Source organism: Neorhizobium phenanthreniclasticum, assembly GCF_040066075.1.
GTDB lineage: Bacteria > Pseudomonadota > Alphaproteobacteria > Rhizobiales > Rhizobiaceae > Neorhizobium > Neorhizobium petrolearium.
Map to the genome: position 1 here is coordinate 1 of NZ_JBEAAL010000013.1, position 13,648 is coordinate 13,648.

At 62.1% G+C, this 13,648-nt stretch carries 14 protein-coding genes and 2 pseudogenes; 7 read left to right on the top strand and 9 right to left on the bottom strand.

Annotated elements, in window-relative coordinates:
* The first annotated feature begins 133 nt into the window (after window positions 1-133).
* The 4 genes and pseudogenes from blh (at window position 134) to ABK249_RS17600 (ending at window position 2,734) form a co-directional block, all read left to right on the top strand.
* Entirely contained in the window at window positions 134-1,432 is a 1,299-nt protein-coding gene (gene blh, locus ABK249_RS17585; protein ID WP_348863508.1) for a bifunctional sulfur transferase/dioxygenase Blh, read from the top strand.
* Window positions 1,429-1,770, top strand: coding sequence for a sulfite-sensing transcriptional repressor BigR (gene bigR, locus ABK249_RS17590; protein WP_348863509.1), 342 nt, complete (start codon window positions 1,429-1,431; stop codon window positions 1,768-1,770). Before blh ends, bigR begins: the two co-directional genes overlap by 4 nt.
* Window positions 1,767-1,895 (top strand): annotated as a pseudogene (locus tag ABK249_RS17595) (YeeE/YedE family protein); the annotation flags it as partial. The gene bigR and the pseudogene ABK249_RS17595, both read left to right, overlap by 4 nt.
* Window positions 1,896-1,945: 50 nt before the next feature.
* A complete protein-coding gene (locus ABK249_RS17600; protein WP_407722189.1) occupies window positions 1,946-2,734 on the top strand; it encodes a sulfite exporter TauE/SafE family protein in 789 nt (262 codons plus the stop codon).
* 70 nt (window positions 2,735-2,804) lie between these two features.
* On the opposite strand, the gene ABK249_RS17605 is transcribed toward ABK249_RS17600, so the two are convergent.
* Window positions 2,805-3,734, bottom strand: a complete 930-nt coding sequence (locus ABK249_RS17605; RefSeq protein ID WP_227705893.1) for an AraC family transcriptional regulator — start codon at window positions 3,732-3,734, stop codon at window positions 2,805-2,807.
* A 97-nt stretch (window positions 3,735-3,831) separates the two neighbouring features.
* Between ABK249_RS17605 and ABK249_RS17610 the strand changes: the two genes are divergently transcribed.
* Both ABK249_RS17610 and ABK249_RS33935 read left to right on the top strand, forming a co-directional pair.
* Window positions 3,832-4,659: an oxidoreductase gene (locus tag ABK249_RS17610; protein ID WP_348863529.1), complete on the top strand. Its 828-nt coding sequence runs from the start codon at window positions 3,832-3,834 to the stop codon at window positions 4,657-4,659.
* A gap of 253 nt (window positions 4,660-4,912) precedes the next feature.
* Window positions 4,913-5,149 (top strand): GCG_CRPN prefix-to-repeats domain-containing protein, encoded by a 237-nt coding sequence (locus tag ABK249_RS33935; protein ID WP_415926447.1) that lies wholly within the window; start codon window positions 4,913-4,915, stop codon window positions 5,147-5,149.
* 137 nt (window positions 5,150-5,286) lie between these two features.
* On the opposite strand, the pseudogene ABK249_RS17615 reads toward ABK249_RS33935, so the two are convergent.
* From ABK249_RS17615 to ABK249_RS17625, 3 genes and pseudogenes are all read right to left on the bottom strand, one after another.
* Window positions 5,287-6,531, bottom strand: a pseudogene (locus tag ABK249_RS17615) (Zn-dependent hydrolase).
* Window positions 6,532-6,545: 14 nt separating this feature from the next.
* Window positions 6,546-7,190 carry a TenA family protein gene (locus tag ABK249_RS17620; RefSeq protein ID WP_348863510.1) on the bottom strand — a complete coding sequence of 215 codons (645 nt, stop codon included), beginning with the start codon at window positions 7,188-7,190 and terminating at the stop codon, window positions 6,546-6,548.
* A 1-nt stretch (window position 7,191) separates the two neighbouring features.
* Complete coding sequence (locus tag ABK249_RS17625; protein WP_348863511.1) at window positions 7,192-8,034, bottom strand: BtpA/SgcQ family protein; 843 nt, start codon at window positions 8,032-8,034, stop codon at window positions 7,192-7,194.
* A gap of 49 nt (window positions 8,035-8,083) precedes the next feature.
* Here ABK249_RS17625 and ABK249_RS17630 point away from each other — a divergent pair, with 49 nt between their 5' ends.
* Window positions 8,084-8,980 carry a PfkB family carbohydrate kinase gene (locus ABK249_RS17630; RefSeq protein ID WP_227705891.1) on the top strand — a complete coding sequence of 299 codons (897 nt, stop codon included), beginning with the start codon at window positions 8,084-8,086 and terminating at the stop codon, window positions 8,978-8,980.
* 24 nt (window positions 8,981-9,004) lie between these two features.
* Here ABK249_RS17630 and ABK249_RS17635 read toward each other — a convergent pair whose 3' ends face one another.
* The 5 genes from ABK249_RS17635 to ABK249_RS17655 are packed head-to-tail and all read right to left on the bottom strand — an operon-like array spanning window position 9,005 to window position 13,645.
* On the bottom strand, window positions 9,005-9,775 hold the full coding sequence (locus tag ABK249_RS17635; RefSeq protein WP_348863512.1) for a glutamine amidotransferase: 771 nt from the start codon (window positions 9,773-9,775) through the stop codon (window positions 9,005-9,007).
* 16 nt (window positions 9,776-9,791) lie between these two features.
* Window positions 9,792-10,871, bottom strand: a complete 1,080-nt coding sequence (locus tag ABK249_RS17640) for a phosphotriesterase family protein (RefSeq protein WP_415926448.1) — start codon at window positions 10,869-10,871, stop codon at window positions 9,792-9,794.
* A 10-nt stretch (window positions 10,872-10,881) separates the two neighbouring features.
* Entirely contained in the window at window positions 10,882-11,883 is a 1,002-nt protein-coding gene (locus ABK249_RS17645; RefSeq protein ID WP_348863514.1) for an ABC transporter permease, read from the bottom strand.
* Window positions 11,880-12,698, bottom strand: coding sequence for an ATP-binding cassette domain-containing protein (locus tag ABK249_RS17650; RefSeq protein WP_037145339.1), 819 nt, complete (start codon window positions 12,696-12,698; stop codon window positions 11,880-11,882). The genes ABK249_RS17645 and ABK249_RS17650 overlap by 4 nt, the downstream gene beginning before the upstream one ends.
* A complete protein-coding gene (locus ABK249_RS17655; RefSeq protein WP_037145337.1) occupies window positions 12,695-13,645 on the bottom strand; it encodes a substrate-binding domain-containing protein in 951 nt (316 codons plus the stop codon). The genes ABK249_RS17650 and ABK249_RS17655 overlap by 4 nt, the downstream gene beginning before the upstream one ends.
* Window positions 13,646-13,648: the final 3 nt, after the last annotated feature.

Sequence of the window (13,648 nt, forward strand, 5' to 3'; positions counted from 1 at the left end):
GGGAACAACCTGTCCAGCGGAGGGAAGAGATTTAGCCGATCGGTCAAAACGCCGGTCAAAACATAACCGAACCCAAGGAAAAGCCGCCAACCGAAGGTGTTTTGCCCCTTGTGTTCTTTCATTGGAGCCACTCATGTCTGCCATCGAGATCTCGAAAAAGCTGTCGGTCGCCGCCCAGCCCAGCCTCGCGGAGATTCAATCATTTCGGGATCAGGGCTTCCTGACGCTCATCAACAACCGCCTGGAACGCGAAGAGCCTGGTCAACCAGGCAATCAAGCCGAACAGCAGGAGGCGAAACACTGCGGCCTCTCCTACGCCTTCATCCCGGTCACGGCCGATACGATCACCGAAGCCGACGTGCGTGCCGTCCAGCGGGTGATCGATGAATCGGACGGACCTGTGCTCGCTCACTGCAAGAGCGGCACGCGCTCGCTCAACCTTTACCTGATCGGTGAGGTGCTTGACGGTCGCATGTCGGCCGGCGAGGTCGTCGAGTTCGGACGCAGCCGCGGTTTCAATACCAGCGCCGCTGCCGCCTGGCTCGATAAGCATGCTGCCCGACGCCCGCAGGTGCAAGGTTTCTTCGACAGGCGCACGTGGAGTGTCCAGTACGTCGTGTCCGATCCGGCCACCGGCAAGTGCGCGATCATCGATCCGGTTCTGGATTTCGACGAGAAGGCGGGAGCGACGGCGACCACCAATGCCGATGCGATCCTGGACTACGTCCGCGACAACAATCTTACGGTCGAATGGATCCTCGACACGCATCCACATGCCGACCACTTCTCGGCGGCTCAATACCTGAAGGATAAGACCGGCGCCCGAACGGCGATCGGCGAGCGCGTCGTGGATGTGCAGAAGCTCTGGAAGGGCATCTACAACTGGCCGGAACTGGTGACGGATGGTTCGCAATGGGACCGGCTGTTTTCCCATGGTGAAGCCTTCAAGGTCGGCTCGATCGACGCGAAGGTGCTGTTTTCGCCTGGACATACGCTTGCATCGATCACCTACGTGATCGGCGACGCAGCCTTTGTGCACGACACGCTCTTCATGCCCGACAGCGGCACGGCGCGAGCCGATTTTCCCGGTGGCGATGCGCGAATACTGTGGAAGTCGATCCAGGACATCCTGGCGCTTCCGGACGAAACCCGGATATTCACGGGCCACGACTACCAGCCCGATGGCCGCGCACCGCGATGGGAGAGCACGGTAGCAGAGCAGAAGAAATCCAATCCGCACGTCGCCGGTGTGACGGAGGAGGCGTTCGTGGCATTGCGCACCAAGCGCGACAAGACCCTGCCGATGCCGAAGCTCATCCTGCACGCCTTGCAGGTAAATATCCGCGGCGGTCGCCTGCCGGAACCGGAGAGCAATGGCAAGCGCTACCTCAAGTTTCCGCTGGATGCTTTGCAGGGAGCGGCTTGGGAATGAGCGCCCCGAAAAACGACATGCTGAAGGCGGGGCCATCCCCCGCCGACCTTGCCAGGCGCGCCGGGGAGGTCGCGAACCTCTTGAAGACACTGTCCCATCCGGCACGTCTGGTGATCGTCTGCACTCTGGTGGAAGGCGAGTATTCGGTCGGTGAGCTGGAAGAGAAGGTCGACGTCCATCAGCCGCATCTGTCGCAGCACCTGACCGTGCTGCGCGGTTCCGGCATCGTCGAGACGCGGCGGGAGGGCAAACAGATCTTCTATCGCCTGACGGAGGAAAAGGCCGCGCAACTGGTCGCAGCCCTCTATGACATCTACTGCGTGAATGAAGACAAGTGAGCACATACCTCTCATCATTGAGTGACGGCATGCTGATTGGCACCTCCGCGGTCAGGCTTCAGCTTCTGAACAGCCGCGTGGCCGGCATCAAGGGCGTCGTCGGGCATCTTGCCCAGCGGATCGGATGGATCGGCGGCGTCTGTCCCTGGCCGGCGGCTGACAGAGTATGGACCAGATGTTCGTAACCAGCTCCATCCTCGCGGCGGTCGGTTCGGGCGGGGTCGTCGGCTTCATGCTCGGCCTGCTTGGCGGCGGCGGGTCCATTCTGGCGACGCCGCTGCTCCTCTACGTCGTCGGCGTGACGCAACCGCATGTCGCCATCGGCACGGGTGCGCTTGCGGTCTCGGTGAGTGCCTTCGCGAACTTTGCAAGCCACGCGATCAAAGGCCACGTCTGGTGGCGCTGCGCCGCCGTCTTCTCCGCGCTCGGCGTTGTCGGCGCCCTTGCCGGCTCCAGCCTCGGCAAGGCGATCGACGGAGACCGCCTGATCTTCATGTTCGGCATCCTGATGGTTGTCGTCGGCGTCCTGATGCTGAAGCCCAGGAAGGCGGTGGCAGTCGACTGTCGCCCCGTGGACCTCAGGATGTGCCTCATAACCGCGGCCGTGGCACTCGCAGCCGGCGCGGCCTCCGGGTTCTTCGGGATCGGCGGGGGCTTCCTGATCGTTCCCGGCCTCATGCTGGCAACGGGCATGCCGATGATCAACGCGATCGGCACCTCGCTCCTTTCCGTCGGTGCGTTCGGACTGGCGACCGCACTCAACTATGCCAGCTCGGGCCTGATTGACTGGTGGCTCGCGACCGAATTCATCGGCGGCGGCATCATCGGCGGCGTGCTCGGCATGCTGCTCGCCACACGGCTCAGCGCCTACAAGAACATCCTCAACCGCCTGTTCGCAGCCCTTATCTTTGTGGTCGCGGCTTACATCCTGTATCGGAACTGGGGGACGTTGATGACTGGCTGAGTGCGCAGGGCAATGCAGGACGCGTTTCTGTTTCCGCGGCGCCGGCTTTATGACGGTCAGATAGCCGCCTTCATGCCGGAGGGCCCGTGGCAAGTTCACCGATATGCTCACGGACCCATTTCACCTCTTCCGAGGCCGTGCGCCCGAAATATCGCCTGAAGTCGCGGCTGAACTGCGCAGGGCTGACATAGCCGACAGAGAGCGCCACCTGCGCAATCGTCTTCTCACCACGCGCCAGCATCAACCGCGCTTCATGCAGACGGATAGCCTTGACGTATTGCATCGGGCTGCTACCGGTGAGCGCCCTGAAATGTGCATGGTAGGAAGGTACGCTCATTGCGGCTTCTGCGGCGAGCGCCGGCACCGAGATTTCTGCATTATAGGTGTCGCGCAAGCGGACGAGGCTCTGCACAATCCTCCCCGAGGCACTGTCTTTTTCCAGAGCATTGAGCATCGCATCTCCCTGCGGGCCGGTCAGCACCCGGTAATGCAGTTCGCGCAGTATGCCTGCACCGAGAATCGCGGTTTCCATCGGGTCGCAAAGTGCCGACAGCAGACGCAGGAGCACATCCTCCATGCAAGCGTCCATCCTGCTGGATACAAGTGCCCTCGCTCTTTTCAGTCCCGCGCTGAAGCCCCAGCCGGCAGCTGCCGAGGCCAGTTCAGCCGCGAGTTGCATGTCGAATTCGACATAGATCGCGAGCAGCGGCCGCTCAGTGGTCGCTACAGACTCCATGCGAAATGGCACTGGCACCGAAACTGCCAGATAGTGCTCCTCGTCATAGACAAGGACCTCGTCGTCGAGGATTCCCTGCTTGCGCCCCTGCAGCACGAAGACCGCCCCTGGCTTGTAGAGGACAGGGATGTCGCGCAGGACCGCCTCCGTCCTCAGCAGCCTCACCTCCCGGAGGCCAGTAGGGTTGTATCCCTGCTGCGGCGCAAGTCGGGAAGCGAGATCCAGCAGGGCTGCATGTGATGATTGTTTGCCGAGCGGGATCATAGGATTTGGCAAGATGTTCAGAGGATTTGCAGTCGAACTGCACAGTCGTGGATATTAATTGTCAAGAACTTCATCAATCAAGAAGAGAGTTCGCATGATGTCAAAAAAGACCTTCTTCATTACCGGCGCCAATTCCGGTTTCGGCCTCGCGATCGCTACGGCTGCCAGCACGGCTGGCCACGCCGTCATCGGCACCGCTCGTTCAAATGCCGCGCGCACGAGCCTCGCCGAAAGCTTGCCTTCGCTAATTCCCGTCGAGTTGGATGTGACGGAGTTCGAGAAGATATCCGGCGTGGTCGATCAGGTGGAGAAAGACCATGGACCGGTGGATGTTCTGATCAACAACGCCGGCTATGGTCACGAAGGTGTTCTCGAAGAATCGCCGCTCGAAGAGATGCGACGGCAGTTTGATGTCAATGTCTTCGGCGCTGTTGCGGTCGCCAAAGCCTTTCTGCCGAGATTCCGGGAAAGACGCCGCGGCTTCATAGTCAATGTAACCTCCATGGGCGGCATGATCACCATGCCCGGTATCGCCTACTACTGTGGCAGTAAATTCGCCCTACAGGGTATCTCTGAGGTCATGCGCTCGGAAATGGCGCAGTTTGGCGTCCATGTCACGGCGCTTTGCCCGGGCTCATTCCGCACGGACTGGGCCGGGCGCTCGATGGTCCGGACAGAACGTTCGATTGCGGAGTATGATAAGCTCTTCAATCCGATCCGCGAGGCACGTCAAGCCAAAAGCGGCAAACAACTCGGCGATCCCGGCAAGCTCGCAGAGGCCGTTCTGAGGCTGATCGAATCTGATGCACCGCCGCCGCAACTCCTGCTCGGCAGCGACGCCCTCGAGCTCGTATCTGAGAGAATACAGCGGCTTCAGAACGAAATCGATACCTGGAAGTCGATCACGATATCGACCGACGGCTGAAACGCTTCCTGTCGCCTAAGAACAAGTGCAGTTCAATTGCCTGCGAGGCACATTCCAGCCTAAACGGCTCGCCTGATAGCGGCGGTTGCGCCAGCGCAAAACCAGTTAGCTCCGAGATGAACGCCCGATTCAGCCGCCATTCAGCGGTCCTGGCGCGAAATGTCTCCATCCAATAGGAGGCAGACATATGCGTATCATCATCATCACTGCTGTCATGATTGCAGGCTCCCTCATCGGGACGGCCACGAACGCGATGCCCATCGGACATGTGAGGGCGCCAGCGGCATCGCCTGTGGTCAGCGTCGATTGGGCATGTGGCCGTGGATATCACTTGAACCGCTGGGGCGAATGCAGGCCGAACCGTTGGCGCTCACCGCCACGTCGTCACTACGGATGGGATCGCCCGCGAGGCTGGCATCATGGTCACCATCCGCGTCGCCACTGGCGTGAGCACAGCTGGCGGGAGCGGCATCGGCGCGACTGGAGGTAAGGCGGCGATGGGGCAGGACGGGTGCCTGGCACAGATAGTCGATGCAGATATGGTCGACCACCAGAAGTCGAGGGCTCCCCTCGGCTTCCGGTGGTTTTGCGGGCGGACATCATGTCAACTCAGCTGCAAAAGCAGCATTACGAGTCGGCGGTCGAGACCAGGAGCAGCGTCGCTTCAGCCAACACCTGACAGCCGGCAATGATATGCTCGGGTTCGACATGTTCCGCCTCGTTGTGGCTCAGGCCGTCGCGACACGGAACAAATATCATCGCCGACGGCGCAACGCGGTTGACGAACAAAGCGTCGTGAAAGGCGCCGGACAACATGTTCATGCTTTCGAGGCCTCTTTCGGCAGCGGCCCGTTCGACTACCTGCTGCAGGTCGGCGGCAAAGGTGCAGGGCAGCATATCGAAAGATCGCGAGATCGCAACCGTGCAGCGCTGGCGCTCGGCTTCCGTCGTGACGCTCGATGCAATCGAGCGTTCGAACTCGTCCAGCCGGGCCGGATCAGGATGCCGGATATCCACGGTGCAGCAAGCCTTGTCCGGAATCGCGTTCACCGAGCCGGGCTCGACCGAAATGCGGCCGATGGTGAAGCGAGCATCCGGGTCCGAAGGCATGATCGTCTCGTAGAGACCGGAAAGCGCGGTGGTCAGAGCGCGCAACGGATCGCACCGATAAGCCAATCCGGTGGTTCCGGCATGCGCCGTCTGACCGGTAATTTCGACGTTCAGCCAACGTGTGCCCTGGATTCCGGTCACCACCCCAATGGAAATGCCGCCCGCTTCCAGCGACGGTCCCTGTTCGATATGGACTTCGAGCTAGGCATGGATGGGAAAGCCCAAAGGAAGCATCTGCGCCCGCGGCAGGCTTTCGATCGTCGCCTTCAATTCTCCAGCGAAGGCAGCGCCATCGGTCGCGAGCTTCTGCTGCCATTCCGCCGGTATCTCGCCGGCAGCGAAGGCCATGGACCCCATGCAGCCCGGCGCAAAACGGCAGCCCTCCTCGTTGGTCCAGGCCACAACGACGACCGGGCGTTCCGTCTCGATGCCCGCATCCTCCAGACTTTCCAGCACCTCGAAAGCGGACAGCGTGCCGAGTGCGCCGTCAAAACGTCCGCCCGCCGGCTGGCTGTCGAGATGGCTGCCGATCAGCATCGGCGGGAGCGTTTCGTCTTGCCCGGCGCGGCGGATGAACAGGTTGGCCATGGGATCCTGGAAGACCGAAAAGCCCCTTGCCCACGCCAACTCGGCCAGCAGCCGGCGCGCCCGACGATCCTCTTCCGTCAGCGCCTGCCGGTTGACGCCGCCCTTCCGGGTGCCACCGATCGCAGCGAAGGCCTGGAGCCTGGCGTTGAGGCGCCTGCCGTCGATTTCGATCATGGGTTCCTCCTGGATCAGAAATAGGGAGCGTCGTGGAAGGCAATCTCGAGCGCCTGCGCCCGGCCGAAGATACCGCTGAGGCGCGAGCGCTCATCCGGGCTCATCCTCTCGCCTGCATGATCGAGCTCCGCCTTCAGCCACCGCGCCTGCGCGGCAAAATCCTCATGGGCATGAATATCCACCCATTCCTTCAGAAGCGGATCGCTGATCTGCTGAGAAGCCGCCTCCTTCGACCAAGTCCAGTACATCCATTCGGCGGCGAACATTGCCGCGACCGTGTCGAGATAGCCGCCGTCACGGGAGATCTCCAGCATGCCGTCGCGGAAGGTCGCGACCTCGGGAATGGACGTATCGAAGCCTTCAGGTTCGATGCCGCGCTCGGCAAAGGTCTTTTCGAAGTAAGCGATCTGCTGGTTGGCGAGCGCGTCCAGCACGCCGACCAGCCAGCGCTTCTGGGCGATGGTCCCCGCCTTCGCGGCGGCGAAGGCAAAGATCGAGATCGCCGTGTCGACGAAGGCACCTTCAAAAACAAGGTAGCGGTCAAAGACGTCCTTCGGCAGGCGGTCGGCCTTGATGTCTTCGACGAAGCGATGGCCGATCATTGCGTCGAAGACGGCCTTGTTTTCTCTCAGGATCTGCTCGGACAGGGTTTCGGCCATTTCAGCTCTCCAGCGCCGGGTGGGCGGCTTCGACGAAGGCCTTGACGCGGGCCGGTTCCACGGGATTCCACCAGACGCCGCCTTCCTTCAGCGAGGACGCGACAATGACACCGTTCGTGCGCTTGAGAATCTCGACGATATTGTCCTTGGTGACTCCGGAACCGACAAGCAGCGGCAGATGGGTTGCGGCCCCGATCGTCTCGATCTCCTCGATGGTCGCCGAATTGCCGGTACGCTGGCCGGTGGCGATCACCGCATCGGCGTCGAAGAAGGCGAGATCGCGGGTCAGTTCCTCGATCGTGCGATCGGCGGTGATCGCATGGGCGCCATGCTTCACATGGCTGTCCGCGAAAACCTTGATGTGTTCGGCGCGAAGGAGGGATCGATAACGCATTGCTTCCGCCGCCCGGCCTTCCATGAAGCCTTCGTTGGCGACATAGGCGTTGGCCCACTGGTTGACCCGGATAAACTTCGCACCACCCGCCATGGCGATGGCAAAGGCCGGGATCGGCGCGTTCGCCAGCACGTTGATGCCGATCGGAATGCCGGTCGCGCGGGCGATCCGGTCGGTGATGACCGACATGAAAGCAGAGGTTTCCGGGCCGATATCTTCCGGCTTCGAGAAAGGAATGTCGCCGTGGTTTTCGATGATCAGCCCATGCATTCCACCATCGATCAGTGCCTCGGCATCACCCATCGCGGCGTCGTAGATCGTGTCCATTGCTATCCCGCGGTAACGCGGCGCGCCGGGGAACGGCAGGCAATGGATCATTCCGATCAGCGCCTTGTCAGTACCGAATATTTCCCTTATGGCGCTCGAATTGTTATCCGATATCTGCTGCATTTTCATTCCTTTCCGAAGGCCAGTCATGCCTGCCAATATTCGTGCCCCGATACGGGCTCATGTCATCGGTAACGTCGCCGTCGACGAAACCATATCCGTGTCGACCATGCCGGAAGCCGGAGCTTCCATCCTCGGTCGCGAGGAAACCCGCGACCTCGGCGGCAAGGGTGCAAACCAGGCCGTGGTCATGGCCCGTGCTGGTCTTCCCACCACCCTCGTCGCAGCCGTGGGCGAGGACTTCCGCGCCCAGACCATCCGCGATCAGCTTGCGCCGGAACCGGTCGAGGCAAAGCTCGTTGCGCTTGCCGGCCGTTCCAGCGACTTCTCCATCATCTTCACCACCCCGGACGGCGAGAACGCCATCGTCACCACGACCGAATCCGCCGGCTCGCTGGCGCTCGAAGAGGCGATTGCCGCACTCGACACAGCCGCCGGTGACCTTTTGGTCCTGCAGGGCAATCTCAGCGAGGCGACGACCCGTGGCCTGCTTCAGGAAGCCCGACGCCGCGCCCTCGTCACCGCCTTCAACCCCTCGCCGCTCCGGCCCTACTTCGCCGACCTCTGGCCTCTTGTCGACATCGCCTTCCTGAATCGTGGCGAGACCCACAGCCTCACCGGTCTCTCAGACCACGCCGCAACCGAGCGGCTGCTGCAATCCGGCGTGCGTCACGTCGTGCTGACACTCGGCGGCGACGGCGCCATGCTGGCCAGCCAAGGCCGGGAAATCGCCACCATCCCGGCCGTCGCCACCAACGTCATCGACACGACCGGAGCCGGCGATACCTTCATGGCGGTCGCGCTTGCCTCCGCGGCACTTCGCGGCGTCGAACTCGATACACGCGCCATCGGCCATGCCGCTGCTGCCTCCGCCCTCACCGTCAGCCGCCGCGGCACCCGATCGGCCTTCCCAACCAGCGACGAGTTGCGGGCGATCCTAGCCCGCTGACCCGTGTCGGAAGCCGCGGTCGCCTCAGCGATCCGCGCTCAGCCAGCCGAGAATGTTCTTCCAGAGGCGACCATAGCCTTCCCATTCGCAGAATGCCGGCGACAGCCAGTGCGGCCCGATATCGGAGGTCCAGGCGACGCTGCGTCCCTTGCCGAAACGTCCGGTGACGAGCAGCGGATGGCCGCCCTGGTCTTCCGGCAGGCGGGCGACGACTTCGACATCGGCGCGATCGCGTACCTCAACCTCATTGACGCCGAGCAACAGCGGCCATTCGCCCCTCATGCCGGTCACCGTCGGATGATCCGCATTGGTGATGACGGCGGTGGCCCCTTCCGGAATTTCGACGCGGTCGTCATAGGGAAGGCAGGTCACCGGCAGCACGTCTTCCACCGCCGTGCGTCGCCAGCGCGCCTTGCCGTCGATACCCTGGAAGGAGAAATAGCCGCCGACCATCAGCAGGCCGCCGCCCTTCTCGACCCACGCCTTGATCAGCTTCAGGCGGTTCGGCACGGTCTTCGAATGCAGCCAGACCGCCGGTGGCAGCAGCAGCGAGTTGGCGCCGATGTCCGATAGGATGATCGCGTCGTAGGCGTCGAGACCGTCCATATCGAAAGGAAACTTCTCCACCGCCTCATGCGCCGGCATGTAGGTGAGTTCGTATTCGCTGCCTTCCAGCGCCTTCACCAGCGGCTCGGCACCAAGATGGAAGGTGACGCTGCCGAACTGGTCGAAGCCTTTGTAATGGGTGGCGGAGCTGACCCAGCTCTCGCCGACGAGGAGGACTTTCTTGGTCATGGTCTTTCCATTTCTGTCATCGTTTTGGCGGTGAGGCCTTGGCCTCGAACACCGATCTCGGATTGTCCCGCATGAGAATGTCGAGCTGCGCGTCAGCGACCCCGTGCCGCTTCAATCGTGGCAGGAAGTGCTTGAGGATGTAAGCGTATCCATTGCCGCCGTAGCGCGTCAGCATCATCTTCAGGAAGACGTCGTGGGAGAGCAGGATGCGGTCGATATGCCCGCGCTCGATCAGCTTGACGATGGCGCGCGCAGCCTCCTCGTCGCTCGGGCACTGCACCTGCTGGTCGGCATAGAAGAAATCCATGCCGACCATGTCGTATTCGAGAAATGCGCCGCGCGCGGCGAGCTCGCCCTGATAGCCAAGGTCGTCATGGGACGGGTTCATGTGGCAGAGTACCGTGTGGCGAAGCTCCGCCCCCTCCTCTTCCGCAATATTCAGCACCTTGTGGCCGAGGCGGAACCAGCCGGGCAGGTGTACCATCAGCGGCAGCCCCGTGCGGACCTGAGCGCGCGCCGCCGCCCGCAGCGACTTCTCTTCCTCGTCGGTAAAATCCGACGACACGCCGATTTCGCCGATCAGCCCGACCTTGATGTCGGTGCCGTCGACGCCGGCGGTTGCCTCCTGCACGATCTCGTCGGCGATCTGGTCGATTGTCATCTCCGCCACCCTGGCGGGATGCGAGGAGCCGAGATAGTAGCCGGCGCCCATCACGATATTGAGCCCCGAGGCCTCGGATATGCGCTTCAGGGCCTGCGGGTTCCGGCCGATCCCCTGGCAGGTGGGCTCGACCACCGTCTGTCCGCCGTGCCTGGCGAAGTCCTTCAGTTCCATGATGGCGAGCGGCTCGTCGTCCAGCGTGATATTGTGCTTGTTGACGAAGGGATCCTGGCGCAGTTCGCCAAGGATCTCGATGCAGACGAAGCTTTCGGCCAGGTACTGCCGCTCCGGCGTCTTGGGCGCATGCCACCAGCAGCGACAGTCGTTGAGGATGTGCTCGTGCATAAGAGTGATGCCGAGATCGGAGACGGAGACCGGCCCTCTCACCGTCATCACCTTGCCCGAATGAACGTGCGCTTCGGAACGTTCTCTCATCATGGCTCCCTCACGCCTTCTTTTTGCCGAAGCGGAAGTTGGTGGTGAAGATCTTCGTGTTGAGCCAGATCGCCACGAGGATGATCGCACCCGTCACGATCTGCGTGAAGAAGGGCGAGATGTGCATCAGGATCAGCCCGTTGCCGATGACGGCGATCGTAAGCGTACCAAGCACCGTTCCGAGAATGCTGCCGCGACCACCCATCAGCGACGTGCCGCCTAAAACCACGGCCGCGATGACCTGCAGTTCAAAACCGACCGCCGCATTGGACGAGCCGGAGCCCAGGCGCGCGGCGATCAGCAAGCCCGCCAATGCACAAGCGATGCCCGACACCATGTAGACCGAAGCCACGATCCATTTCGCCGGCATGCCGACACGACGGGCCGCTTCGAGGTTCGAGCCGACGGCAACGACCTGCCGGCCGTATTTCGTATAAGCAATGATCACGTATCCGACAACGGCGACCAGGATGGCGATCAGCGCCGGCACGGGCATGCCCAGAAATTCACCCCGGCCGATCGCAAAGAAGCCGGGCACGTCCTTGATCGGGATCGAATAGCCCTGGGTCAGGTAGAGCGCAAAGCCGCGCAGGATGGAAAGACCGGCAAGCGTCACGATGAAGGCCGGAATGCCCTGGTAGGCGACGAACCATCCTTGCGCTATTCCGAGCAAGGCACCGAAGGCCAGCATGCCCACCGCCACGACCGGCCACGGATAGCCCATGGCGAGGATGATCGCGGCAACCGCATTGATCAGAGCCACTTGCGAGCCGACCGACAGGTCGATGCCGCCGGTGATGATCACGAGGGTCATCGCCACCGCCACGACGAGGATCGGAGCGGCCTGACGCAGTACGTTCAGGATGTTGCCAAGCGTCAGGAACGTGTCCGTGGTGACGGAGAAGAAGACGAGGCAGGCGAGGAAGAACACGGCAATCGACAGGACCTGTGCGTGTTCGGAAAGGAAGTCTGCGACCGGAGAGCCGGCCGCGCGTTCGGTATAGGCGGTCAATGTTTCTGCCCTCCGACGATCAGTTGCACGAGATCCTGGAGGTCGGTCTTGCCGATGTCGCGTTCCGCCACCTTGGTGCCTTCGTACATGACGGCGATACGATCGCAGACGCGGAAAAGATCCTGCAGGCGATGGGTGATCAGGATGACCGAGACGCCCTTGGCCTTCACCCGGTTGATCAGGTTGAGCACGGCCTCCACCTCGGCGACGGCCAGGGCCGAAGTCGGCTCGTCCATGATGAGGACCTTGGGATTGAAGGAGGCCGCGCGGGCAATCGCAATCGCCTGGCGCTGGCCACCCGAGAGCTTCTCGACCTTGGCGCCGAGGCGCGGAATGCGGATTTCGAGTGCATCGAGCATGGCACGCGCTTCGGTCATCATGCGGGAGCGGTCAAGGAAGGGGCCTTTCGTCAGCTCTCGGCCGAGGAAGAGATTGCCGACGACATCGACATGGTCGCACAGACTCAAATCCTGGAACACCATTTCGATGTTGCGGTCGCGAGCGTCGGCCGGTCCGCTGAAGCGAACCTCCTGCCCCTCGATCGAGATGGATCCGTCATCCGGGATATAGGTGCCGGAGATGACCTTGGTGAGCGTCGACTTGCCGGCGGCATTGTCGCCCACGAGGCCAAGGCACTCACCCGGATAGATATCGAGATCGACACCGCGCAACGCCTGGTGCGAACCGAATGTCTTGCGGATGCCCCTGAGCGAAACCCTGGGTTGGCGAACGGCACCCTCGCCGGACTGCCGGGAGAGGATATCTCCTCCCCCGGCTCCTGCGACAGCGGTTGGGAGCTGTCCTTCGGAGATCATTTGAAAACGGCCCGATAGGGTTCGACGTTCTCCTTGGTGACGATGGTGATCGGCACGGAGATCGTCTTTTCGACACTGCCGCCGTCCGCGATCTTCTTCAGAGCGTCGACCGCTGCCGCGCCCATGGCGGCCGGATCCTGCTGGATCACGGCGGTCACATAGCCGGCATCGATGCCGGCGATCGCCTGCGCCGTGAGGTCCCAGCCGAAGATCTTGATGTCGGACTGCTTGCCCTGGCTTTCGACGGCGGCAATGGCACCCATCAGTGCCGGTTCGCCCGTGGCGTAGACGGCCGTCATGTCCGGGTTGCCGGTGATCAGGTTCTCCGCAGCGGCAAGAGCGTTGTCCTGGATGTTCTGGCCGTCGACGACACCGGCCGTCTCCACGCCTTCGACGCCCTTGACGGTCTTTTCAAAACCTTCCTGGCGCACATTCTGGATGAAGGAATTCAGCGCGCCGACGACGCCGTACTTCACCTTGCCGCCCATGTCGCTCTTCACGTAATCGAGGAAGAATTTGCCCATATCGGCACCGGCCTTGGCGTTGTCTACGCCGATCTGCGCCTTCTGTGGGCCTTCCGGCAGGATGGCGTCGATGGCGACGACCGGAATGCCGGCGGCAGCGGCCTGCTGCACCGCAGGCATGATGCCGTTGACGTCGATCGCAACGACCGCAAGGCCGTCGACCTTTTGCTGGATGTAGGTTTCGATCGCGCTGTTTTGAGCAGCCGGATCATTGTTGGCGTTGAAGATCACAAGCTTGGCGCCGGCGGCATCCGCTGCCTTCTGTGCGCCTTCGTTCATCTGGTTGAAGAATAGCGCCTGCTGGTTGATCTGGACAAGAGCGAAGGTCTTTTCGGCGGCCTGGGCCATGGAGCCGAGCGAAATGCCGGCCAAGGCGGTCGCTGCCAGGGCGGTGGTCAACATTCTGCGTGTCAGAATAGTCATGTG

Coding starts and splice junctions, on each gene's coding strand:
- ABK249_RS17605 (WP_227705893.1), bottom strand. CDS start 3,734: ATGATCCCGCTCGGCAAACAATCATCACATGCAGCCCTGCTGGATCTC.
- ABK249_RS17610 (WP_348863529.1), top strand. CDS start 3,832: ATGTCAAAAAAGACCTTCTTCATTACCGGCGCCAATTCCGGTTTCGGC.
- ABK249_RS17655 (WP_037145337.1), bottom strand. CDS start 13,645: ATGACTATTCTGACACGCAGAATGTTGACCACCGCCCTGGCAGCGACC.
- ABK249_RS17620 (WP_348863510.1), bottom strand. CDS start 7,190: ATGGCCGAAACCCTGTCCGAGCAGATCCTGAGAGAAAACAAGGCCGTC.
- ABK249_RS33935 (WP_415926447.1), top strand. CDS start 4,913: ATGCCCATCGGACATGTGAGGGCGCCAGCGGCATCGCCTGTGGTCAGC.
- bigR (WP_348863509.1), top strand. CDS start 1,429: ATGAGCGCCCCGAAAAACGACATGCTGAAGGCGGGGCCATCCCCCGCC.
- ABK249_RS17640 (WP_415926448.1), bottom strand. CDS start 10,871: ATGAGAGAACGTTCCGAAGCGCACGTTCATTCGGGCAAGGTGATGACG.
- ABK249_RS17650 (WP_037145339.1), bottom strand. CDS start 12,698: ATGATCTCCGAAGGACAGCTCCCAACCGCTGTCGCAGGAGCCGGGGGA.
- ABK249_RS17625 (WP_348863511.1), bottom strand. CDS start 8,034: ATGCAGCAGATATCGGATAACAATTCGAGCGCCATAAGGGAAATATTC.
- ABK249_RS17600 (WP_407722189.1), top strand. CDS start 1,946: ATGTTCGTAACCAGCTCCATCCTCGCGGCGGTCGGTTCGGGCGGGGTC.
- blh (WP_348863508.1), top strand. CDS start 134: ATGTCTGCCATCGAGATCTCGAAAAAGCTGTCGGTCGCCGCCCAGCCC.
- ABK249_RS17635 (WP_348863512.1), bottom strand. CDS start 9,775: ATGACCAAGAAAGTCCTCCTCGTCGGCGAGAGCTGGGTCAGCTCCGCC.